We start from the raw sequence: 21,937 nt of genomic DNA on the forward strand, positions 1-21,937 counted from the left end.
ATTACCTGCAGATCGGTGAGTGTTCGGGGCGGCCGCTCGGGGACGCGACGCCGAGGATCTGCGCGATCACCGGGCTCAACCCCGGCACGAGACTGACGTCGATATCGCAGATGTAGGCGTTGAGGAACGAGCCGTGATCGACGATGCGCGCCAGCGATTTCATCAGCAGCGGAATATTGAAGCCCAGGTAGGCGAATTCCTCCTTGTTGTCCACGAAGTGCGAGGAGAAGCCGGGCTGCCGTTCGGTGAATCGAGTCAGCGCGGGCGCCGAACCCTGCACCACCCGTGCGGCGCGGTCCACGACGGCGGCGATGTCGGTGGTCTGGTTCATCAGGGTGTCGCGTTGTTCGTAGAGGCCGTCGAAGATCTTGCGGGTCTGGGTGATCGTGGTCTGGAGTTGTCCGCTCTGTTTCGCCAGATCACCGACCACCCGGCTCAGATTGTCGATGATCGAACCGAGGACTTGATCGGGTCCGGCGAAAGACTGTGCCAAGGAAGCAGTTTCGGCGATAAGGGTGGGAATTGCACTGTCCTCGCCTTGCAACGCTCGGATGAGAGCCGAGGTGATGTTGTCGACATCGTCGGGATCGAGCAGACCGAACAACGGCTGGAATCCGTTGAGCAGCCCGGACAGGTCGAACGAAGGTTCGGTGCGCTCCACCGGTATCCGGGTACCGGGTGGAAGTACCGCCGAGGCGGCGGAATCCATCAGCGACAAACCAAGGTAGCGTTGACCGATCAGGTTCTGGTAGGTCACCGACGCGATCGTGTTATCGTACACCTTCTGCTCACGCTGCACCTCGAAGGTGACCTCGGCCAGCGTGCCATTGATCTCGACGGCCTCTACCCGCCCGACCTGCACTCCCGCCATGCGCACGTCGTCGCCGACGCGCAGACCGGAGACATCGGTGAACATCGCCGAATAGCTCTGCGTCGCACCGGGCACACCGCGGCGCAGCGTCGCGTGGACCATCCCGGTCAGAAGGATCGCGACGACCAGGAACACGGTCAATCCGATCAGCGGCCGACGGTAACTCATCGCGGTTCTCCTACGCCTTGTTCTCCCCCGGTCGGCGCTCCGTCCGGGGTCGGCGTGATCCGGACATCGTTGCCCCGCACCAGGGGACTCAGCAGCACGGTCGACAACGCGTCAGGCGCACGGCCGAGGATTTCGCCGATCCGGACGCGCTCGGTCGCGCCGCCGATCGGTTCGTCGACATCGGCGGCAGGCACGGTCGTCGGGCCGTCCGCCGTACCGAGTACCGCGGGGCCTTCCGGTCCCGTCACGCAACTGGGCGCCGCGAGTTGCCCGTAGCGAGGGCAGTCGGCGCGGCTGTACTGCTTGTGTGGCGTGAGTTCGATGATGATCTTGCCGGTGGCGCTCTGGGTGTCGGCCCGCCAGAACTCCGCGGAGAACTTCTCGGAGATGTTGCGTTGCGAGGTCGTCATCTGGACGAAGTTCTGGCTTCCCGCGGCGAGCACATCCAAGACCGGCGCCATCTTGGAGGTCATGTCCAGGATGGTGTCGGTGCGGTTGGTCAGCGCGGTGCCGACGGTCGTGGTGGTCACCAACCCGCCGCTGACAAGCTCGGCGAATCGCGCGCGTTGCGCCGCCATCGACTGCATGGGCACGACGGCGTGGTTGACCGCGGCCAACAGGTCGGGTGCGGAGGCACGCAAGCCCTCCAGCGCTCCCGACAGCTCGGCGAGTGTGGAATCGGTGCCGTCCGGTGTCGTGAGCTCGCTGAAAGCCCGCACGATCCGTTCGAGTTGCGCACCGGCCCGCACGGCTTCGGGTCCGCGTCCGCTGGTGGCGCGTTGCACGGTTTCCAGGATTCCGACCGTCGGGTCGCCGGCAGATCGACCCGCTGCCGCGGCAATCCGGCTCAGCGCGGTCAGCGAGGTCTGCAATTGCACCGTGGCGAGGCTGCGGTCCTCCGCGATTTCCGCGCCCGCCGCCAAAGGCGGACCGGCTCCGTTGTCGACCAATTGGATCGACGGGACGGCGAAGACGTTGCTCGGCACCACCCGAGCGGTGACCGTGGCCGGAATACCCGACGCGTCATCGGGTTCCAGGTCGATGCGGACCCGGTTCGGTCCGCCGCCGGTGGATGGCTCGACCTCGACGACGGTACCGACGAGCACACCTCGATACTTCACATCCGATTTCGTGGGCAGCCCGTCTCCGACGTCGGCCATGATCGCCGTCACGCGCACCCGCGGTTCGAAGGCGCCTTGTGAGCGAGCGAAGCCCGCCGCGACGAGCGCGGCCGCGACCACCAGGAACGCCACGCCCCTGACGACCAGCTTGGTAGTAGTCAGGCCGCGACCGTCGGATTCGAACACGATCGCCATGGATTATCCGCTCAATCTCGAACCGGAGTCGAAACCCCACAGCGCCAACGTCATCAGCAGATTCACCGAGATCATCACCGTGATGCTCGCACGCATAGCACGGCCCGCCGCGACCCCCACGCCCTGGGGGCCACCGGTGGCGTAATAGCCGTAATAGCATTGGATCGTCGTGGTGATGACAACGAACACCAGGGCTTTCGACAACGAATACACGATGTCGGTACCCGCCAGGACCAGATCGAAATAGTGTTCGTAGGTACCGAAGGAATCTCCGCCCGCGACCCACACGAACGCCTCGACCGCCAGATAGTCCGCGGCCAGCGCCGCCAGGTACAACGGCACCACCGCCACCATCGACGCCAGCAACCGGGTCGAGACGAGATAGGGCAGCGGTCGGATCGCGATCGCGTCCAACGCGTCGATCTCCTCGGAGATCCGCATCGCCCCCAGCTGAGCGGTGAACCTGCATCCGGCCTGCGCGGCGAACGCGATCGAGGCCATGATCGGCGCCAGTTCCCTGGTCGCGGCGGTCGCGGCGATCATGCCGGTCGCGGGCTCCATGCCGAGCAGTTTCAGCGCGCTGTAACCCTCGATGCCCACGATCGCACCCGCCGAGGCGCCGAGCACGATGATCACCCCCGCGGTCCCGCCGCCGACGACCAGCGATCCGTTGCCCCAGGTGACATCGGAGAGGATCTTGGCCGATTCCCGGCTGTAGTGACGCAGCGCGAGCGGAATCGAGGTAACCGCCCGGACGAAGAAGGTGATCATGTGCCCGAGGCGCGCCAGGATGTCGCGCGGCCCGCGCACGAGATACACCAGCGGGCGAATGACAGGTGGATGGTAGGTCGCCGCCATTACAACGTCGTCCTCGGGAACAGGATCGTGTACATCTCGGTGAACCCGACATTCACCACCATCAGCAGGATGATCGAGGCGACCACCGTCGCATTGACCGCGTTGGCCACTCCCGCGGGCCCGCCTTTGGCGTTCAGTCCCTTCTCGCACGCGACTACGGTCACGATCGTGCCGAACACGGCCGCCTTCACCATCGCCAGATATAGATCCCCTTCGGTGGCGAACGAGGAGAACGTCGCCATGAAACTGCCCGGAGTCCCGTCCTGCACATAGACGTTGAACAGATATCCGGCGAGGAAGCCGATGAAACAACTGAACCCGGTCAGCGCCATCGCCACCAGTATTCCGGCGGCCAACCGCGGCACGACCAAGCGGCGCAGCGCCGAGACACCCATGACCTCCAAGGCGTCGATCTCCTCGCGGATGGCGCGTGAGCCCAGGTCCGCGCAGATCGCCGAACCCACCGCCGCCGCCAACAGCAGGGCGGTGACCAGCGGCGCGGATTGACGGATCACCGCGAGTCCACTCGCCGCACCGGCGAGCGAGGTCGCGCCGACTTGTCCTGCCAGCAGCCCGAACTGGATCGACAGCGTCGCGCTGACTGGAAGCGCCACCGCCACCGTCGGCACATACGAAGTCTTCACCATGAAGGCCGCCTGATGGACGAACTCGCCGAACGGGAACCGACCCGAAACGATATCGGCGATCAAGTGCCGGATCGCCTGACCACCCATGATCACCTGTCGCCCAACGGTTTCCAGAGCCGCACGAGGGTGCCTGCGCACATATTCGCGACCACGGTCGACGACCTCGGTGACCGCCGACACCTCTTCGCGGCCGGTCACTACCGGCTCGGGGGTCATGACCGGCGCCGTTCAGGTGACCGGACTGCGCCGCGCCCGAGGCGGTCCAGGCTCGGCCGCGCCCGCCTCTCGGGGGCGGCGCCGGACGAGCGTAGCCGGACACCACGCGATACACCGTGCACGCGCGCGGTCGTTCTGTACATCCGGGAACTCCTCTTGCACTCGCGATGCTCGGTGAGCAGGCATTGCCGCCGGAGGGTGCATATCGAATCGAAGCCGAATCGCCCTCGAAAGCAACTGGATCGGAGAGTAGCCGATCGACTACCCCCCGCGCTAGCCGTTCGGCTAGGATGCTGCGCATCCCCCACCGCCCCGGAGTCGCGAGCCGGGGACGCTCACGACCAACCCCTCCGGACCGCGAAACACCCCTCGACAGGTTCCCCCGCCCCGACGATCACCGCGGGCGTTCGAACGAACCCCATCCGGAGGCATCGACTTTCCCGGCACGTCGAGTCTATAGTTCGACTAGCCGATCGGCTAGAGTCGGATCGGGGAAGCGCACCTTCCCGAACGATCCGGCGCGGGTGACCTTCTCACCTCTCGAGTCCGTCGACACCGTTTCCTCTCCACGATTCGAGGTTCGAATGAAAGTGACCGCCGAGACCGAGACCTCCGACGCCACCGAACTCGAACTCCAGTCGATCAGCCTCTGGACCGGGCCAGTGGTCGGCGGTGTCCTGCTGCTCGCGTTCCTCGCCTTCCCGGGCTTCTACCCTCCGATGTCCCCGGCCGACACGGCCGAGCAGGTCGCGGAGTTCTACAGCCGCAACCAGACGCTGATCCGATTCAGCATGATCACCTTGAACCTGTGCGGAATCATGCTGGTCCCCTACTTCGCGGTGATCGTCGTACAGATGAAACGCATGGCGAATCAAACACACATCTTCGCCTACTGCTACCTGACCGCCACGGTCAGCGGCGCGACGATCTTCGCACTCGCCGACATCTTCTTCCTGGTCGCGGCATTCCGCCCGGAACGCGCCCCCGAGTTGATCATGCTTCTCAACGACTTGGCCTGGATAACCTTCATCGCACCCGTCGGGATGCTCGTGGCACAGAATCTCCTACTCGCCGCGGCGATCTACTTCGACAACGGCCCCGAAGCGGTCTTCCCCCGCTGGGTCGGTCACTTTGCGGCGGTCACCGCGGTGGCCATGGCGCCCGCGGTGGGCGCGGCGGTCTTCACCGAAGGGCCACTGGCCTGGAACGGCGCGATCGCGTTCTGGCTGCGCAACGCCGCTCTCGTCACGTTCTTGGTGATCATGTTCCCGGTACTGCGCGGCGCGCTGCGCCGCCAAGCCGCGGCGGGAGCGCCAGCGTGACACGACCGACCACGAATACCGAATCCGCCCGTGTGACCACAGGCACCGCGGGCAAACGTGACGTCTGGATCTGCTACTGGATCGTGCCGGTGTTCTACACCGCGTTCGGGCTGATCTTCGTTCTGTTCACCCGAGTCATGCCCCCACCGAGGGCCGATACCGGCGCCGAGCAGATCACGCACTTCTTCACCGACCACGCCGTCACCATTCGCATCGGATTCGCGCTGCTGCTCTTGATCGTCGGCGGTGCGGGCGTGTCCAACGGCATCGTCGTCTTTCACATGAAACGCATGTCGACCGGCTCGATCTGCGCCTATATCTACATGGCCGGAATGGCCGTCGGCGCACTGCCGGGCTGTTTATTGGTCGCCTTCTGCTTCCTGGCCGCCGTTTACCGCCCGGACCGCGACCCCGAACTCTTGGCGCTGCTCTACGACCTGGGACTGCTGTCCTACGTGGGCTCGCTGGGTTGTTTCACCGCCGCGTACTTCGGATTCGCGATCGCGATCTTCTTCGACCGCAACGAGATCTTTCCCAAATGGCTCGCCTACGTGACCATCTGGCAGATCGTCACCGAGATCCTGGCCACCCCGGTATTCGTCGTACGCTCAGGACCATTCGCATGGAACGGATCGATCTCGTTCTGGATGGGCACCGTCGTCTTCGGCACCTGGCTGATGTGCGTCATCACCTTCCTGCGCAGAGCGACCGCACTCCAACCCGCCGACGAACAGGCGCTGCCGTGACGACGCCCACCCCCCTTGCCGCGACAACGACCACGAGGATCCCGCGATGACCGGCATCGACCACGAGGCGACCGACCTCGAACCCGTCGTCACCGCCGAGAACGCACCCGGCTCTGTACCCGCCGTGCCCGGCGACCGGCACATGTGGGTCATGGTGCTCGGCGATCTGCTGATATTCGGCGCCTATTTCGTGATCTTCATGGTCCACCGTTCGATGGAACCGCAACGATTCCTCGAAGCGCAGCAACACCTCGACCTGAACCTGGGTACTCTCAACACCCTCGTATTGCTGACCAGTTCCTGGCTCGTCGCGCGCGGCGTGCGGGCCGCGCGAACCCTGCGTTACGACAGCGCCATCCGATTCACCACGGCGGCGGGCGCGCTCGGTGTGGTGTTCATCGCGATCAAAGCCCTCGAATGGAGCACCGAACTCCGGGCCGGCCATACCCTGCCCGGCGACGAATTCTTCTCCTTCTACTACGTATTCACCGGTGTCCACCTGTTCCACGTCGCGCTCGGACTGTTGATCCTCGCCATCGTGGTGCGGGAACTGCGCGATCCTCGACGTCGCGCGATGGCCACGGTGGAATCGGGCGCGATCTATTGGCACATGGTCGATCTGCTGTGGATCGTCATCTTCGGACTGCTCTACGTGATGAGGTGAAGACGTTGTCCCCCATGATCTTCCGATCGATCACCGCGGTCTGGCTCGTCCTGTCCGCGATCACCCTGCTGTCGTGGTGGCTGGCGCCCGGCCATTCCGGCTATCCGACCCATCCCAGCACGACCATCACCGTTGTCGTCGTCGTTCTCACCGCGATCAAAGCCCGCATGATCATCAGGCATTTCATGGAGATACGTACCGCACCGCGATGGCTGAGCCTGGCAACCAACGGGTGGTTGTTCGCCTTGTGCGGCGCGATACTGGCCATCTACCTGTGGTGAACGATCAGGCGGGCGCTCGACGCTCGCCCCTCGTCATTGCGGCAGGTCCAGCATCCGCTGCGTGAGCTGGATCAGGGTGGCTCGCAGCGTATCGTCGTCGAGATCGCTCACCAGCGGATTCACCACCGCACCCGCGATCGCCGCCGACAGCACAGCGGCCGAGACACGCGCCACCACGTCGTCATCGCTGCGGTCGGCCAGCAGCACCGCATAGAGCCTGCTGATGAAGACCCTGAACGGTTCATGCTCACCCAAGAGCCGAACGATCACCGGATCGTTGGTCAACGTACTCACCCAGCGACGACGTGTGACCGCAAGATCGATCACACGGTTCAACAACACTTTCCGAGCCTGCGGGCCGTCCCGCAACGCCTCGGCCGCAATCAACGCGTCCTCCAGGACGGCGAGTTCGTTCGCCGTCACCGCTATCACGATCTCGTTCTTGGTCTTGAACTGGAAGTAGACCGCAGCCTTCGTGACGCCGACCGCATCCGCGATCATCTGCAACGATGTCCCACTGACCCCGTTGGTCCCGATCAGATCCAGCGCGGCAACCATCGTCCGACGCTGCGCCGGGGTCCACGAGATACCACTGAACGGGCGGGTCGGAGGGCCATCTGCGGACATGCCGACCACACTAGCCGATCGACAGGGCAGGCTACGGCCGAAGCGCCTGCCTGTGGCGACGCCGCCGGTCTGTAGTCGCGCGGGGCCGACTAAGGATCCGCGTGCACCTCGCTGTATTCGACGGTCCCCTCGGGCGGACCGGTCGCGCCTCGCGGACAGAACCGGCCCGCCGTCGGAAACTCAGCAGCGAGGCGAACCGGCGGTCGACAGCATGCCGAGGTCGATCACATCGGCCATCGCCCGATACCCCGCGAGGTTGGGATGCAGACGGTCGGGGCCGGAGTAGTCGTCGCGCAGCACCGACGGATTGTCGGGATCACGCAACGCGACGTCGAAGTCGACCACGCCATCGGCGATCCGCTGGCCACGAATCCACGCGTTGATCTGCTGGCGGTCGGACTCACTTCGCGGCGCGAGCGCCACGCCGTCGACCAGAGCATCCGACGCGGGCAGCAACGTACCGAGCCAGATCTTCTTGCCGTGCCCATGTGCCATGGCGATGAGCTGCTGGTAGCCCGCGATCATGCCCGCGGCGTCGGCGGCGGGCGGGAGCCCGAGATCGTTGATGCCCTCCTGAACCAGCACGCCGGCGACCCCGGACTGCTCGAGCGCGTCGCGTTCGAACCGCGCCAGCCCGCTCGCCCCCGGCATGAGAGGCTCGCCGCTGGTCAGCACCCGATTGCTGCCGATCCCGGCGTTGACCACCGAAATCGGGATGCCCGCCGCGTCCAGACGCCGTTGCAGGGCGTCGGGGTAGCGGCCGTTGACGTCGGCCACGGCGCGATCGACCGGAACCGGGATCGCGCTGGTACCGACGAAACCGTCGGTGATGGAGTCCCCGAAAGCCACCACCGAACGAGTGGCGGCCTGCGCTCGGACATCGAGAGCCGACACGTACAACCAGGACCCGGTGGTGGAGGCGAACTGTTCGGGACCGGGCTGCCCGGTCAGATCACCACTGTTCGGGCCCGCGTAATAGGAGGTCGCGTTGGCGTTCCAATGTTTGGTCGGCGGCCCCGCGACCCCGGCGACATGAATACTGACCGCGACCGGCCGGAACGCGGCCACCGCGAACGGCACCGGATCGCTGAGGATCTCCGCGCCCGCGGCCACGGTGACCGACGCACCGCCGTCGAAGGACACCGGCGTGAGCGCGTCGACCGCCGCGCCCGCCACCTGATTGCCGACCGAGACGCGGGCGAAGGTGACCGGGCCCAGACCGTATCGATTGGTCAGCCGCACCCTCAGCTGTGTGCCGCCCAGGTGCGGAGTGATGATCATGCGGAAAGTCTGATCAGCGACCGCCAGCGGCACCGGCGCCCCCGCCGCGTCGACCGGCGCGAGCGCATCGGTCGGGCTCGCGGCCCAAGAAGCAACAAAATGCGTTCCACCGCAGTTGGTCTCGTCCGCTCCCGCGGTGGGCGCCGCGGTGACGGTCACCGCGGTCAGTATCGCGGCGACCAGTGGTAGATGCGCGGGGCGGGTACGTAACCGGGTTCTCCGGCCGTGTCGGGCGAGCAGGCTCATCATCGAGTTCCGTTCCATTTGAAATCCGGACGCCGCGGGTTTCGACCCGACGAAACATCGACGCCCGCACGCCTGCGCGGCAGCATCGACGTGGCTCACGGGTCGATCGCCAGCAGCGTCCATATCCAAGCGGACAGTACTGTCCGCAGTCGGCTTTGTGTAGAGGTTGCCGATTTCTCGCAGATTTCTTCGAAAGTTTGTTGCACCCGCCAGGGCGGTCGAGTAAAGAATCAGGGCATAGCGGCGGCTGGACGGGTACCGATATCGACGCGCACACACGCTGTGCCTACTCGGGCACGATCGAACCCGCCTCCTGCTACTCGTCGTCCCCGCCGACACCGACACCGACTCCGCCCAATTGCTGTTGTCCGCGGCCGCCGATCCGAGGGAGCGCACCGCCGACGAACTGATGGCCGCCGACGCACAGGACCGCCGCCACAACGCTGCCGCGCTGGGTCGATGGGACGACGAGGGCGGCCGCGGCGCACCGAAAGACCGCTACACCGATCCGCAACCCACCGCGAAACCACCCACCCGCGAGAGAGTTTCGCCATGACCGACAATTCACCACGTCCTGGCCGACCCCACGCAGGCATCCGAGGCGAGCAGCCCTTCGACACCCCTACCCAATGGCGCATACCGTGTCGATCGAACCGGCCGGTGAGGTTCCGTCCCCGCCGGATCTGGGCCACTGGAACTCGGGGTCGACTGAATTCCGGACGAGCGAGAGCATCATCGATGGCCACTGAATCGGAGCCGTTCGGAGGTGTCCCAGAGTGCCGAGTTCTACATCCCCGCGTGTGAGAACAGCCCAGGCGAACCGATGGACCGGGGCTGTGGCGCCGTGGTCGTGGCGCCGGTGGATCGTGCCTGCGAGTTGGCGATGCGTTCGAACACGGTCAGATACGCGTCGGTCATTCGGTCGGCGGTGAAGTGTTCGTCGACGTCGGCGCGGCAAGCGGAGCGGTCCAGGCGGCCGACTTTCGCTACCGCCTCGACCGCGGCCTCGACATCGGGGACGAGGTAGCCGGTGACGCCATGACGGAGGATCTCGGGCATCGAACCCAATGGTGTTGCGATCACAGGTGTTCCGGTGGCCATGGATTCGATCACCGACAGACCGAACGGCTCGGCGAATCCGATCAAGTGCAGCAGGGCGCGGGCGCCACCGAGCAGTATGTCGCGCTGCGCCGGATCGACCGCGCCGACGTAGTCGACGTCGGTACCGGTTGTCTGCGGTTCGACCATGGTACGGAAATATTCGCTGTCCTGGATCACGCCCGCGATGATCAATGGCAGCCCGGCCCGGCGTGCGACTTCGATCGCCAGGTGTGTCCCCTTGTCCGGGTGAATTCGCCCCAGGAAGAGTAGATACTCGCCGGGCTCCGGACGGAATGTGAACCGGGTGACATCGATACCGTGGTGAATCGTGTCGGCATAGCGCAGATCCGGGTGCCGATCGGCGTCGCTGATCGCGATGTAGTGGGCTATGTCACCGAATTGTCGATAGACCGGAACTATTTCCGGTGACGAAAATCCGTGCACCGTGGTGACGACCGGAGTCGACACCAGACGACTGTAGGTCAGGGGCATGAAGTCGAAATGATTGGAGAACACGTCGAATTCACTCGCATGCGCGAAGGCTGTCGAATTGTGCAGCGCTTCGAACACCTTGGCATCCGCGCCCGGCGTCTCCTCATACCCCGACGGGACAGCCGCGACCAGCTGCGCCGACGTCTCGGAGTCGCCCGTCGCGAACAGCGTGACATCATGACCGCGCGCGACGAACCCCTCCGCCAGCGTCGAAGCGATCTGTTCCCACGGGCCATAGTTGTACGGAGGCGAACGGTGGGCGACCGACGCGATAACGCCGATTCTCATAGAGTCCTCGATTACTGGCGACTTCCCGCCGATAGCCCTCCGGAACAGGCGGGCACAATGTGGACGACACTATCACACCTATCGTCGGCAAACGTCGTGTTATGCTCGTTTTCTGGTGGCCGATCCGTCCGTGTTCGATCCGGAGTGGATTCTCAAGCGCTTCAGCGCAACACGATAGCCAATTGAGTGGCTGTAGACAGTGGCACCGACGGCACTGACTCGAAGCAGAAAGGCTGACCCAGTGTCAGTTCGGTCCTACGGCGTTCTGAGCACCTATTCACCGACCCAATGCGGGCTGGCGACCTTCACCGGCGCGCTCGTCGAAGCATTGACCCGGCCTGTCGAAATCGGGCTGGTACCGGTCGATTTCGACTCCGCGGTCGGCAGGGTGGGCGTCGTCGCCGTTGTCGACGGCCTCGATCCGACACCCCCGCCCGAGGTAGCGCATCAATGGGAGCGCGGTGCCCGTGGCGGCGCCTCGGCGGCGGCCACCGCGCTCAACCGCTTCGATATCGCGATCATCCAGCACGAATACGGAATCTACAGCGGGCGCGACGGCGTCGATGTCCTCGAAACCGTTCGCGCCCTCAGAGTCCCGGCGATCGTCGTCCTGCACACCGTGCTGATCACCCCGACCGCGCGGCAACGGATGATTCTCGAGCAGCTCACCCGCCTCTGCGCCGCTGTCGTCACCATGACGACCACCGCCCGCGAACGGCTCGTCGACCACTACGCGGTCGACCCGGACCGGATCCGCGTCATTCCGCACGGCGCCACCGACAATCGATCATGGCAGCCCGGTGACCAGCACCAACCGACATCCCGGACACCGGTGATCCTGACCTGGGGGCTACTCGGCGAAGGCAAAGGCATCGAATGGGGTATCGACGCGATGGCTCACATCGCCGACCTGCGTCCGACAGCCCAGTATCGTGTGGTCGGGCAGACCCATCCGAAAGTGCTGGCGCGACACGGTGAGTCCTACCGCACCGGCCTCGTCGACCGCGCCCACCGACGCGGGGTCGCCGACGCCGTGCATTTCGATGCCCGCTATCTGTCGAATGTCGAACTGCACCGGCTGATCCGACAAGCCGACGTGGTGCTGCTACCGTACGATTCGCGAGAGCAGGTGACCTCCGGAGTGCTGATCGAAGCCGTCGCCGCAGGCAAACCGGTGATATCGACCGCCTTTCCCCATGCCAGGGAACTGTTGTCCAGCGGTGCGGGGCTGCTGGTCGATCGAAATTCCCCGATCGAGATCGCGGCCGCGCTGCGCCGGGTACTCACCGAGCCCGGACTCGCGACGCGGATGGGCGCGGAAGCGAAACGCCTCGCGCCGGATCTGCTGTGGACTTCGGTGAGTCGGAAATACCGCGAACTCGCGGACGAAACGCTGCGCACCGAGACGAAGCTGGCCACGGCGTGAACACCATCACCATCTCCTACACGCACCTGTTCCGACTCAGCGACGCATGCGGAATCTTCGAACACGCGAAGCTCACCGAGCCCCGCGTCGAGAACGGCTATTGCGTCGACGATGTCGCGCGAGCTCTCGTCGTGACCGTCCGCGAACCCGAGCCGACGCGACAATTGGCGGACCTCACCCTGGTGTATCTGAACTTCATCGTCGCGGCATTCACTCCCGACGGCACGTGCCACAATCGTCGGGGAACGGACCTGGCCTGGCAGGACGATCCCGGTCTCGACGATCATTGGGGCCGCGCGCTGTGGGCGCTGGGCTCTGTCGCGGCCCGCGAACCCGAGCACGCGGATGCTGCGCTGGCGCAGTTCACCATCGGCGCACGGCAACGATCCCCGTTTCCCCGCGCGATGGCATTCGCCGCACTCGGCGCCGCCGAGGTACTGCGCACAAACCCCGCACAGCTCACCGCACGCGAACTCCTGGCCGACGCCGCCGCACTGATCGGAGCGCCGACCCGCCGACTCGATTGGCGCTGGCCCGAACCACGATTGCACTACGCCAACGCGGTGCTGGCCGAAGCGCTCCTCGCAGCCGGTGCGCTCCTGCCCGGCCACCCCCGCACACAGGCCGACGGACTGGCGATGCTGCGTTGGTTGCTCGACATCGAAACCTTCGGCGACCACCTGTCGGTCACCCCAGTCGATGGCTGGGCGACCGGAGAGCCCCGGCCGGGGTTCGATCAACAGCCCATCGAAGCCGCTGCCTTGGCCGATGCCTGCGCACGCGCCTACGACGACACCGGGGACCCCACATGGCGGGACGCGGTGCTGCTGTGCGAAGCGTGGTTCCGCGGCACGAACGACGTCGGCACCCCGCTGATCGACCCCGTCAGCGGTGGCTGCTGCGACGGACTCGAACCCACCGGCCGCAACGAGAACCAAGGCGCGGAATCGACACTCGCGCTGCTCTCCACACAACAGCAGGCCCGCCGGCTCGCACTGGCGCCGTAGTGGACGATCCGGGCGCCACCACCTCCGCCGATCTCGTGCGCCGCAGCGAGGTGGTGCTGTCGCCGGACCCACGCCGCGTCCTGGCCAGACTCTTCCTGCCCGGCCAAGAGATTCTCCCGCAGGGCATCTCACGCGCCGAGGCGATCATCGACCGAGTGATCGGCCTGTCCGACACCGACACCCTCGCCACCCTCGCCACCGTGCGCACTCGATTCGGTGAACGCCACCGCGATATCGAGGCCACCTTCGCCGCGCACGCGGCGCTCGTCGAACACCTACTGCCACCGACGGCGACCTCGACGCCCGAACGCAGACAGCTCATCGGCGCGTGTTTCACCCAGGAGTACGCGATCGAAGCCGCGGCCCTGTTCAATCCCTCGATGGTCGCGCACCCGGACCAATCCGGTCTGGCCACCGGCGAACTACGCTTCGTCATGAGCGCACGCGCCCTCGGCGAAGGGCACACTTCGAGTATCGAGTTCCGGACCGGTGTACTCGCACAACATGATTCGATCCGCTTCGAGGACGGATCACCCTTCCTCGACCAGGGCAGGGTCACGGCCTCGGCGCCGGGGAGCTACACCGTCACCTACCCCGCCGACACTCCGATATCGGAGCGGGTGGTCTTTCCCACGAACCCCGAGGAGAGCCACGGCATCGAGGACGCGCGCCTGACCCGGTTCACCGAACCGGACGCGACGGTGACCTACTACGCCACCTACACCGCCTTCGACGGCGCCCACGTCGCGCCACGACTGTTGCGCACCACCGATTTCGCCACATTCGTCAGCACCCGGCTCGTCGGGTCCGGCGCCGAGGACAAGGGAATGGCACTGTTTCCCCGTCGCGTGCGCGACCGCTACCTGATGCTGTCGCGATGGGACCGGGAAAGCATCAGCGTGGTCAGCTCGTCCGACGCGCACGTATGGCGCGACCCGGTCACCGTGTACCGACCGACCCTGCCGTGGGAACTGATCCAGCTCGGCAACTGCGGCCCGCCGATCGAAACAGCCGACGGATGGCTGGTCCTGACCCACGGAGTCGGTCCGATGCGCACATATGGAATCAGCGCGATCCTGCTCGACCTCGACGACCCGACACGACTCATCGGCACGCTCCGCGAACCACTTCTCACCCCGAACGAAGCCGAACGCGACGGATACGTACCCAACGTCGCCTACTCGTGCGGCGCGCTGATCCACCACGACACCCTTGTGATCCCATACGGTTGCAGCGACTCCGCCATCAGATTCGCCTTCGTCGACCTACCCGCCTTGTTGCGCCGGTTCGCCGAACCCAACGACGCGACCGATCCACCCCTCCTCCACGCACGGAATACGGAGACGACCGAATACCGTAGGTAATCAACCGAACTCGGTCACAGAGGGCGTCCACCCACTTCATCTTCCGCTCCCGGCGTCGTTTCGAGGACCGATCCCGCCACCACGATCGAGCGGCCCGCAGTCGGGCTTCGACGTTCACCATAGGCAAATGGGCGCGCCGCGATTCCGCCGATGGGGATGGACCATTCGTGATAGAGTTATAGAACTCTATAACTATGGTGGTGCTGATGACCGATTTCTTGTCGAGCGAACCGCGAAGTGGCCGGTTCGGCCGGTTCGGGGGGCGCTTCGTCCCGGAGGCGTTGATCCCGGCTTGTCTGGAAGTCGAGGCCGGGTTTCGTGAAGCGTGGGGTGATTCGGCGTTCCGGGCACAGTTGAGTGGGTTGTTGGCCGAGTACTGTGGGCGGCCGACGCCGGTGACCAGAGCGTGGCGTCTGTCGGGCGAGTTGGGTGTTCGGATCCTGCTCAAGCGAGAGGATCTCAACCACACTGGTAGCCACAAGTTGAACAATGCGTTGGGTCAGGCTCTCTTGGCGCGGCGGATGGGTCGCACGGAGTTGATCGCGGAGACCGGCGCAGGCCAGCACGGTGTCGCGACAGCGACAGCGGCGGCGCTGCTGGGCATGAAATGCACCGTTTTCATGGGCGAGGTCGACATGTCCAGACAGGAGCTCAACGTCTTCCGGATGGAGACACTGGGGGCGCGGGTGGTGGCAGTGCGTTCAGGCTCGGCGACGTTGAAGGACGCGACCAGTGAGGCGTTTCGTTACTGGGTGACCAGGGCGGACACCGGGCATTACTGTCTAGGCTCTGTGCTGGGGCCGCATCCGTACCCGTGGATGGTGCGTGAGTTCCAGTCGGTGATCGGGATCGAAGCCGCGACGCAGTGCGCGAACTTGCTCGATGGCGGGATTCCCGATGTTGTGGTGGCTTGTGTCGGGGGTGGCTCCAACGCGGCGGGGACCTTCGCCGGGTTCGCCTCGTCCCAGGCGCGGTTGGTCGGAGTCGAGGGAGAAGGAGCCGCGGGCGCCACCCACGGCCGCTTGGGTGTCCTACACGGTGGGATGTCGCTGTATCTGCAAGACGACGCAGGCCAGGTGCTCGAGGCACATTCGGTGTCGGCGGGCTTGGACTATCCGGGATTGGGGCCCGAACATGCGCATCTCGCTGAACTGGGACGCGCCGAGTACGTCACCGTCAGCGACCGGCAGGTACTCGATGCCGCGCGTTTGTCGGCGCGACTGGAAGGGATCTTTCCTGCGCTGGAGTCCGCGCACGCGTTGGCATGGGTGATCGACAGTGCGCGCGAGGCGCGTCTGGCTCAGGATTCGACTGTGCTCGTCACGGTGTCGGGACGTGGCGACAAGGACGCCGAACAGGTGAGGAGGCTGGAGCGTGAGGGTGCTCGAAACGACGTTGCGTGAGGTTCGTGACGGTGGGCGCCGGTGCCTGATCGGCTATGTCATGGGCGGTGTCCGTGCCGATTGGACCGATCTGATGCGGGCGATGGTCGATGGAGGCGCCGATGTCATCGAGATCGGCGTGCCGTTCTCGGATCCGATGTTGGACGGCCCGGTCATTCAACGCGCCTGTCGTTCGGCCTTGGGGCGGGGTGTAAGTCTGGAGCGGATTCTCGATGACCTGCCCGAGGTGGCGGCACCTGTGGTGGCGATGACCTATACCAATCAGCTTGTCTCGCGCGGTTTCTCAACCTACATGCGCGCACTGTCGAGGTCGGGGGTATGCGGTTCGCTGGTGGCCGATCTGCCGTTCGCCGAATCCGCGGAGTATCTGAGTGTGGCTCGTGACTCGGATGTGGCGCCGGTTCTGATGGTGGCTCCGTCGACTCCGTTGGAAGCGGCTGTCCAGATCGCCGGTGCGAGTGAGGGGTTCGTCTACTCGATGTCGGCGATGGCACCGACCGGCTCGGAGGGGGCGGGCGGCGATGCAGGCCGGCAGGCCGCGCAGAGGTTACGTTCGCGTGTGGACGTGCCGGTGGTCGTCGGGTTCGGAATCGATTCGCCCGAGCGCGCGGCACGTGCGGTGCGGCACAGTGACGGTGTCGTCGTCGCCTCGGCGTTGATGCAGCGGGTCCTCGACGGTGCGAGTGCCGCGACGATCGCGGGCACGGTGGCAGAGTTTCGACGGCGTATCGATTCCGCGGCATGAACGACAGGGCTCGACTGCCGAAGTATCTGGCGGTTCACGACGATATTCGAGCGCGGATTCAGGCGGGTGAGTGGGCGCCCGAGGAAGCTTTGCCCGCTCAGCGCGAATTGGCGGCTTCCTATGGCGTCACCATCATGACGCTGCGGCGTGCGGTGCAATTGTTGGAGAACGAGGGTCTGATCGAGACACGTCACGGAGCGGGCATGTTCCCCGCGAGTCGGCGTTACCACTACGACCTGATGCACCTATCGGGATTCGCGGAGGATCTCATCGCGCAAGGAGCGCGGGTCGATACCGAGGTTCTCGGCTCCGAACGCGTGGTCGCGCCCACCGATGTCGCGCGCGCATTGCACCTGAGGTCGGGTGAACAGGTATTGGGGGTGCGTCGGTTGCGTCGGATCGATGCCCGTCCGTCGGTGTTGCAATTGTCGTATCTTCGGTGGGACGTGGGAGTTTCGGCGCAGGATTTGCACGGTGCGTCGTTGTACGAGGTCCTGGCGCGGCGTGGGCTCGCGGTGGGGTCGGCAGAGGAATCGATCACGGTGAGCGTGCTCGAGCAGGAGCAGGCGGCTGTACTCGAGCGTCCGATCTCGAGTCCGGTGATGGTCAGTCGACGGTGCAGCATCACCGAGGACGGCCATCGTGTCCTCTACGATCGAGCGTTGATTCCCGCGGATATCGCCGAACTCCGATTGGACCGCGGGCCGGACAGGCTGGTTGTGGCTTACCACCTCGATGACACGGGGCGGGTCGGGCTCTGAGCGCTGGTTCGCCCGGCCGGGGCCCACCAGCGACTGGCAGGAGTCGTTCGGGTAGGTCTATGGGCTGGTCGGGGTTCCGATCATGACAAAGGCGAGGCGAGCCGGTTCGTCGCCGAGATATCGCCAGGCGTGGCGGGTGTGCTGCTGGACGACTGTGTCTCCGGCTTCGAGCAGCGTCTGGGAGCCGTCGTCGACCTCCAGCCAGATTCGCCTTTGACGACGATGGCGTAGTCGATGGTCTGGGTTTCGTGCATGCCAGGGTTGGCGGGGTCGAAGGTCTCGACGAATCCGGGCACGTTTTGCATCTGCTCCCCGATGGCTTGTCCGAAGTCGAAATCCGGGTGGGCCATCGCCGAGTCGGGCGGGAATTCCATGCTGATGAAGAATGTGGGCGTAGTGGTCGAGTCCTCCTCCCGTCTTGCCCCCCACCGAGACATGTCATGCAGGCGGTCCTCGCCTGTGCGCCGCGGTCTTGGCGCACTGTCGGCCAAGACCGCTCCACAGTCCTGAGAAACCAGGCACCACCCCAACCGCGTCAATTGCCAAGAATTAGCTATCGCCGAAAATTGTCGGCGTGCCGGCGGGCCGACACGCCGGAAGAGCATGTTCGGCGCCCGGCGCGGCCGCGCCGGTCGCGGAAACGGTTGATGCTGGGACGTCATGCCGGTGGTCGACTGCCGTTGGCCGATCAACTGCACCTGAGCGACGCACCATCGGCCATCCTTTGGGTCCGCATGCCACGACCGTACTCATCAAGGATGGCGGCAGCCATCGGCGCTGCTAGGAGCATCGCTTTTCTGACGCCGACTACCTTCCAGCGTGTGACCGTTTTTGTGACCGCTTTGAGCGTGACGGTCCGGTATCCGAGCTGATCTCCAGTGATGACAGAGGCCCCGCACCTTGTGTTCCAGATGCGGGCCTCAAGTCGAAAAGAGCTGTCGGAAGCTACTTTTCGATCACCGAAAATTACTCACTTCCACGTAGCCTTGGCCTCCCGACGCCGCCGGTGCAGAATCGGCTCGGTGTAACCGTTGGGCTGGGCGGTGCCTTCGAAGATCAGCTCGCGCGCCGCCTGGAAGGCGACGCTGCCCGCGAAATCGGCCGCGAGCGGACGGTAGTTCGGGTCGCCGTCGTTCTGCTTGTCGACCACCGGCGCCATCCGCTCCAGGCTGGCCTGCACCTGCTCGGGGGTGACCACGCCGTGGCGCAGCCAGTTCGCCATGAGCTGGCTCGAGATGCGAAGGGTCGCACGGTCTTCCATGAGGCCGACGTCGTTGATGTCGGGCACCTTGGAGCAGCCGACGCCCTGGTCGATCCAGCGCACCACGTAGCCGAGGATGCTCTGGGAGTTGTTGTCGAGTTCCTGCTGCTTCTCCTCGGCGCTCCAGTTCGGCTCGGCGGCCAACGGGATCTCGAGGATCCGGTCGACGTCGGCGCGCCGCCCGCCCTTGGCGATCTCGCGCTGTCGCTCGAACACGTCGACCAGGTGGTAGTGGGTGGCGTGCAGGGTGGCGGCGGTGGGCGACGGCACCCACGCGGTGTTCGCGCCCGACTTGGGGTGGCCGATCTTCTGGGCGAGCATGTCGGCCATCAGATCCGGCATGGCCCACATGCCCTTGCCGATCTGCGCCTTGCCGGGCAGGCCCGCGGCCAAGCCGTTGTCGACGTTCCAGTCCTCGTAGGACAGGATCCACTGCTGGGACTTCATGGCGGCCTTGCGGACCATCGGCCCGGCCTCCATGGAGGTGTGGATCTCGTCGCCGGTGCGGTCGAGGAAGCCGGTGTTGATGAACACGACGCGCTCGGCGGCGGCGGCGATGCAAGCGGCGAGGTTCACCGTGGTGCGGCGTTCCTCGTCCATGATCCCGACCTTGAGGGTGTTGCGCGGCAGGCCGAGCACGCCTTCGACGCGGCCGAACAACTCGTCGGCGAACGCGACCTCGTCGGGGCCGTGCATCTTGGGCTTCACGATGTAGACCGAGCCGGTGCGGCTGTTCTTCAGCGCGGTCTCGTCCTTGAGGGAGTGCATCGCGACGAGCGAGGTGATCAGCCCGTCGAGGATGCCTTCGGGGACCTCGTCGCCCTCGGCGTCGAGGATCGCGTCGGAGGTCATGAGGTGGCCGACATTGCGCACGAACAGCAGCGAACGACCGTGCAGCACGAGTTCGCCGCCGTCGAGCGCGGTGTAGACGCGGTCCGGGTTCATGGTGCGGGTGAAGGTCTGCTCGCCCTTGGTGACCTGCTCGGCCAGGTCGCCCTTCATGAGGCCGAGCCAGTTGTGGTAGCAGAGCACCTTGTCCTCGGCGTCCACGGCGGCCACCGAATCCTCGAAGTCCATGATGGTGGTGACCGCCGATTCCAGCACCACGTCCTTGACGCCCGCGGTGTCGGTGGCGCCGATCGGCGAGTCGGGGTCGATCTGGATCTCGATGTGCAGGCCGTTGTGCTTCAGCAGGACCGAGGTGGGCGCCTCGGGCTCGCCGAGGTAGCCGACCAGCTGGGAGGCGTCGGCCAGGCCGATGCTCGTGCCGTCCTCGAGGCCGACCTCCAGTTCGCCGTCGACAATGGTGTACGAGGTGGAGCCGATGTGCGAGCCGGTGATGAGGGTGACCGAGTCGTCGAGGAAGTTGCGCGCCCATTCGATGACCTTGTCGCCGCGCACCCTGTTGTAGCCGCGCCCCTTCTCGGCGCCGCCGGTCTCCGGGATGGCGTCGGTGCCGTAGAGCGCGTCGTAGAGCGAACCCCAGCGCGCGTTGGCGGCGTTGATCGCGAACCGCGCGTTCATGACCGGAACCACCAGCTGCGGGCCCGCGGTGGCGGCGATCTCCTCGTCCACGTTCGCGGTGCCGATGCGGAACTCGGCGGGTTCGGGACGTAGGTAGCCGATCTCGGTCAGGTAGGTCTTGTAGGCGGCCTTGTCGTAGTTCGCGCCGGGGTGTTCGGCGTGCCAGGCGTCGAGTTTGCCCTGGATCTCGTCGCGTTCGGCCAGCAGGGCGCGGTTACGCGGCGCGAGATCGCTGATGACGGATTCGGCGCCCGCCCAGAACGCGGCGGAATCTACGCCGGTACCGGGAAGCGCCTCGTTCTCGATGAACTCGTGGAGAACGCGTGCCACCTGGAGCCCGCCGACCTGAATCCGCTCAGTCATCTACTGCCTCACTTTTGAGAAAGCCGGTGTGAAAAAGACGGGATCAATGTTACCCGTCGGTAGTTACAGCCTCGCGCGACGGGTGTTCGAGCTGCCTGCACATTCTCGGCGCCGCGCCTGCCTCCGGGGGTATCCGCGCAGCGGCGAGTCGCACGGTTGTCGACGGTCGGTCGATCCGCGCCTTGATCCTACGGGGTTCCGCAATTAATGTACTGATCGGAACATTAAGCGGCGGACGGAGACGGAGTGCAGGTATCGCGCACCGGCGAGATCGCGAAGATCCGGCGATGACGGGCGCCGCCCCCGCGCGTCGCCGCGGCCGCCCGCCCGCCGGGTCGTCCGCGGGCGACACCGGGGACCGCATCGTGGCGGCGGCGGTGGAACTGTTCGCGGAGAAGGGTTTCCACGGCACCGGAGTGGCCGAGATCGGCGACCGCGCCGACGTCCAGCGCGGCGCGCTCTACTACCACATCGGCTCGAAAGAGGAACTGCTCTGGCAGATCCTGCGCGACTACATCCAGGTGATGCTGGCGGAGGCCGAAGCCATCACCGACGGCTCCGGCGACCCGGTCGACGCGCTGCGCCTGCTGATCGACAGTCACGTGCGGTTGATCATCGAACACCGCCGCGAGGTCGCGATCCAGTTGCGCGACGTGACGGCGCTCACCGGCGAACGCGCCGCCGAACTCCAACACCTGCGCGACCGCATCCAGAACTGCTGGCAGCGAATGCTCGACGCGGGCCACGCGGCCGGTCTGCTGCGCACCGCCGACCACGTCGTCACCAACAGCCTGCTCGCCATGCTGAACGCGGTGTCGTTCTGGTACCGGCCGCACGGCGACCGCTCCCCCGGCGAGATCGCCGCCATCATCGCCGCCACCGTCCTCGACGGACTGCTCACCACCCCTGCCGCACCGACCGCAACCGCCGCGCCGACCACAACCGACGAGAGAGGCTGA

At 65.6% G+C, this 21,937-nt stretch carries 21 protein-coding genes; 12 read left to right on the forward strand and 9 right to left on the reverse strand.

Going from position 1 to position 21,937, the window contains the following annotated elements:
• Position 1: 1 nt before the first annotated feature.
• Genes IT779_RS08675 through IT779_RS08690 form a run of 4 tightly spaced genes read right to left on the reverse strand, consistent with a single transcriptional unit; the run spans position 2 to position 4,076 of the window.
• Positions 2-1,039 carry an MCE family protein gene (locus IT779_RS08675; protein ID WP_196148701.1) on the reverse strand — a complete coding sequence of 346 codons (1,038 nt, stop codon included), beginning with the start codon at positions 1,037-1,039 and terminating at the stop codon, positions 2-4.
• Positions 1,036-2,355: an MlaD family protein gene (locus tag IT779_RS08680; protein WP_196148702.1), complete on the reverse strand. Its 1,320-nt coding sequence runs from the start codon at positions 2,353-2,355 to the stop codon at positions 1,036-1,038. The genes IT779_RS08675 and IT779_RS08680 overlap by 4 nt, the downstream gene beginning before the upstream one ends.
• 3 nt (positions 2,356-2,358) lie before the next feature.
• On the reverse strand, positions 2,359-3,213 hold the full coding sequence (locus tag IT779_RS08685; RefSeq protein WP_196148703.1) for an ABC transporter permease: 855 nt from the start codon (positions 3,211-3,213) through the stop codon (positions 2,359-2,361).
• On the reverse strand, positions 3,213-4,076 hold the full coding sequence (locus tag IT779_RS08690) for an MlaE family ABC transporter permease (RefSeq protein WP_196148704.1): 864 nt from the start codon (positions 4,074-4,076) through the stop codon (positions 3,213-3,215). The genes IT779_RS08685 and IT779_RS08690 overlap by 1 nt, the downstream gene beginning before the upstream one ends.
• Before the next feature lie 590 nt (positions 4,077-4,666).
• Between IT779_RS08690 and IT779_RS08695 the strand changes: the two genes are divergently transcribed.
• The 4 genes from IT779_RS08695 to IT779_RS08710 all read left to right on the forward strand — a co-directional run bounded on the left by IT779_RS08695 (position 4,667) and on the right by IT779_RS08710 (position 7,089).
• On the forward strand, positions 4,667-5,398 hold the full coding sequence (locus IT779_RS08695) for a hypothetical protein (RefSeq protein ID WP_408637740.1): 732 nt from the start codon (positions 4,667-4,669) through the stop codon (positions 5,396-5,398).
• On the forward strand, positions 5,395-6,144 hold the full coding sequence (locus IT779_RS08700) for a hypothetical protein (RefSeq protein ID WP_196148706.1): 750 nt from the start codon (positions 5,395-5,397) through the stop codon (positions 6,142-6,144). Before IT779_RS08695 ends, IT779_RS08700 begins: the two co-directional genes overlap by 4 nt.
• A 142-nt stretch (positions 6,145-6,286) precedes the next feature.
• Positions 6,287-6,808 (forward strand): cytochrome c oxidase subunit 3, encoded by a 522-nt coding sequence (locus IT779_RS08705; protein WP_196149147.1) that lies wholly within the window; start codon positions 6,287-6,289, stop codon positions 6,806-6,808.
• Between the two features lie 14 nt (positions 6,809-6,822).
• Positions 6,823-7,089, forward strand: a complete 267-nt coding sequence (locus tag IT779_RS08710) for a cytochrome C oxidase subunit IV family protein (protein WP_196148707.1) — start codon at positions 6,823-6,825, stop codon at positions 7,087-7,089.
• Positions 7,090-7,122: 33 nt separating this feature from the next.
• Here the strand turns inward: IT779_RS08710 and IT779_RS08715 are convergent, their stop codons facing one another.
• Both IT779_RS08715 and IT779_RS08720 read right to left on the reverse strand, forming a co-directional pair.
• On the reverse strand, positions 7,123-7,716 hold the full coding sequence (locus IT779_RS08715) for a TetR/AcrR family transcriptional regulator (RefSeq protein WP_196149148.1): 594 nt from the start codon (positions 7,714-7,716) through the stop codon (positions 7,123-7,125).
• Positions 7,717-7,896: 180 nt separating this feature from the next.
• Positions 7,897-9,261, reverse strand: coding sequence for a GDSL-type esterase/lipase family protein (locus tag IT779_RS08720; protein ID WP_198428334.1), 1,365 nt, complete (start codon positions 9,259-9,261; stop codon positions 7,897-7,899).
• A gap of 229 nt (positions 9,262-9,490) precedes the next feature.
• Between IT779_RS08720 and IT779_RS38460 the strand changes: the two genes are divergently transcribed.
• Positions 9,491-9,799: a DUF5994 family protein gene (locus IT779_RS38460; protein WP_269781565.1), complete on the forward strand. Its 309-nt coding sequence runs from the start codon at positions 9,491-9,493 to the stop codon at positions 9,797-9,799.
• Positions 9,800-10,029: 230 nt separating this feature from the next.
• Here IT779_RS38460 and IT779_RS08730 read toward each other — a convergent pair whose 3' ends face one another.
• Complete coding sequence (locus tag IT779_RS08730; protein WP_196148709.1) at positions 10,030-11,124, reverse strand: glycosyltransferase family 4 protein; 1,095 nt, start codon at positions 11,122-11,124, stop codon at positions 10,030-10,032.
• A gap of 241 nt (positions 11,125-11,365) precedes the next feature.
• On the opposite strand from IT779_RS08730, the gene IT779_RS08735 reads away from it, so the two are divergent.
• The 6 genes from IT779_RS08735 to IT779_RS08760 all read left to right on the forward strand — a co-directional run bounded on the left by IT779_RS08735 (position 11,366) and on the right by IT779_RS08760 (position 17,830).
• Positions 11,366-12,550, forward strand: a complete 1,185-nt coding sequence (locus IT779_RS08735; protein ID WP_196148710.1) for a glycosyltransferase — start codon at positions 11,366-11,368, stop codon at positions 12,548-12,550.
• Positions 12,547-13,557, forward strand: coding sequence for a glycosyltransferase (locus IT779_RS08740; protein ID WP_196148711.1), 1,011 nt, complete (start codon positions 12,547-12,549; stop codon positions 13,555-13,557). Before IT779_RS08735 ends, IT779_RS08740 begins: the two co-directional genes overlap by 4 nt.
• The gene (locus tag IT779_RS08745) at positions 13,557-14,921 is read left to right on the forward strand and encodes a glycoside hydrolase family 130 protein (protein WP_196148712.1); all 1,365 of its coding nucleotides are present in this window, start codon (positions 13,557-13,559) and stop codon (positions 14,919-14,921) included. Before IT779_RS08740 ends, IT779_RS08745 begins: the two co-directional genes overlap by 1 nt.
• A 206-nt stretch (positions 14,922-15,127) precedes the next feature.
• On the forward strand, positions 15,128-16,324 hold the full coding sequence (gene trpB, locus IT779_RS08750; protein WP_196148713.1) for a tryptophan synthase subunit beta: 1,197 nt from the start codon (positions 15,128-15,130) through the stop codon (positions 16,322-16,324).
• Positions 16,296-17,069, forward strand: coding sequence for a tryptophan synthase subunit alpha (trpA, locus tag IT779_RS08755; protein WP_196148714.1), 774 nt, complete (start codon positions 16,296-16,298; stop codon positions 17,067-17,069). The genes trpB and trpA overlap by 29 nt, the downstream gene beginning before the upstream one ends.
• Positions 17,066-17,830 carry a GntR family transcriptional regulator gene (locus tag IT779_RS08760; RefSeq protein WP_196148715.1) on the forward strand — a complete coding sequence of 255 codons (765 nt, stop codon included), beginning with the start codon at positions 17,066-17,068 and terminating at the stop codon, positions 17,828-17,830. The genes trpA and IT779_RS08760 overlap by 4 nt, the downstream gene beginning before the upstream one ends.
• Positions 17,831-17,910: 80 nt before the next feature.
• On the opposite strand, the gene IT779_RS08765 is transcribed toward IT779_RS08760, so the two are convergent.
• Positions 17,911-18,204, reverse strand: a complete 294-nt coding sequence (locus tag IT779_RS08765) for a cupin domain-containing protein (RefSeq protein ID WP_196148716.1) — start codon at positions 18,202-18,204, stop codon at positions 17,911-17,913.
• Between the two features lie 596 nt (positions 18,205-18,800).
• Entirely contained in the window at positions 18,801-20,978 is a 2,178-nt protein-coding gene (locus IT779_RS08770; protein ID WP_196148717.1) for a malate synthase G, read from the reverse strand.
• A gap of 287 nt (positions 20,979-21,265) precedes the next feature.
• Between IT779_RS08770 and IT779_RS08775 the strand changes: the two genes are divergently transcribed.
• Positions 21,266-21,937, forward strand: coding sequence for a TetR/AcrR family transcriptional regulator (locus tag IT779_RS08775; RefSeq protein ID WP_196148718.1), 672 nt, complete (start codon positions 21,266-21,268; stop codon positions 21,935-21,937).

It is taken from the genome of Nocardia bovistercoris (assembly GCF_015674855.1).
Taxonomy (GTDB): Bacteria; Actinomycetota; Actinomycetes; order Mycobacteriales; family Mycobacteriaceae; genus Nocardia; species Nocardia bovistercoris.

Excerpts from the sequence above, each read along its gene's own strand:
- IT779_RS08675 (WP_196148701.1), bottom strand. The coding sequence starts at position 1,039 with ATGAGTTACCGTCGGCCGCTGATCGGATTGACCGTGTTCCTGGTCGTC.
- IT779_RS08680 (WP_196148702.1), bottom strand. The coding sequence starts at position 2,355 with ATGGCGATCGTGTTCGAATCCGACGGTCGCGGCCTGACTACTACCAAG.
- IT779_RS08685 (WP_196148703.1), bottom strand. The coding sequence starts at position 3,213 with ATGGCGGCGACCTACCATCCACCTGTCATTCGCCCGCTGGTGTATCTC.
- IT779_RS08690 (WP_196148704.1), bottom strand. The coding sequence starts at position 4,076 with ATGACCCCCGAGCCGGTAGTGACCGGCCGCGAAGAGGTGTCGGCGGTC.
- IT779_RS08705 (WP_196149147.1), top strand. The coding sequence starts at position 6,287 with ATGTGGGTCATGGTGCTCGGCGATCTGCTGATATTCGGCGCCTATTTC.
- IT779_RS08710 (WP_196148707.1), top strand. The coding sequence starts at position 6,823 with ATGATCTTCCGATCGATCACCGCGGTCTGGCTCGTCCTGTCCGCGATC.
- IT779_RS08715 (WP_196149148.1), bottom strand. The coding sequence starts at position 7,716 with ATGTCCGCAGATGGCCCTCCGACCCGCCCGTTCAGTGGTATCTCGTGG.
- IT779_RS08720 (WP_198428334.1), bottom strand. The coding sequence starts at position 9,261 with ATGGAACGGAACTCGATGATGAGCCTGCTCGCCCGACACGGCCGGAGA.
- IT779_RS08730 (WP_196148709.1), bottom strand. The coding sequence starts at position 11,124 with ATGAGAATCGGCGTTATCGCGTCGGTCGCCCACCGTTCGCCTCCGTAC.
- trpB (WP_196148713.1), top strand. The coding sequence starts at position 15,128 with ATGACCGATTTCTTGTCGAGCGAACCGCGAAGTGGCCGGTTCGGCCGG.
- IT779_RS08760 (WP_196148715.1), top strand. The coding sequence starts at position 17,066 with ATGAACGACAGGGCTCGACTGCCGAAGTATCTGGCGGTTCACGACGAT.
- IT779_RS08765 (WP_196148716.1), bottom strand. The coding sequence starts at position 18,204 with ATGGAATTCCCGCCCGACTCGGCGATGGCCCACCCGGATTTCGACTTC.
- IT779_RS08770 (WP_196148717.1), bottom strand. The coding sequence starts at position 20,978 with ATGACTGAGCGGATTCAGGTCGGCGGGCTCCAGGTGGCACGCGTTCTC.
- IT779_RS08775 (WP_196148718.1), top strand. The coding sequence starts at position 21,266 with ATGACGGGCGCCGCCCCCGCGCGTCGCCGCGGCCGCCCGCCCGCCGGG.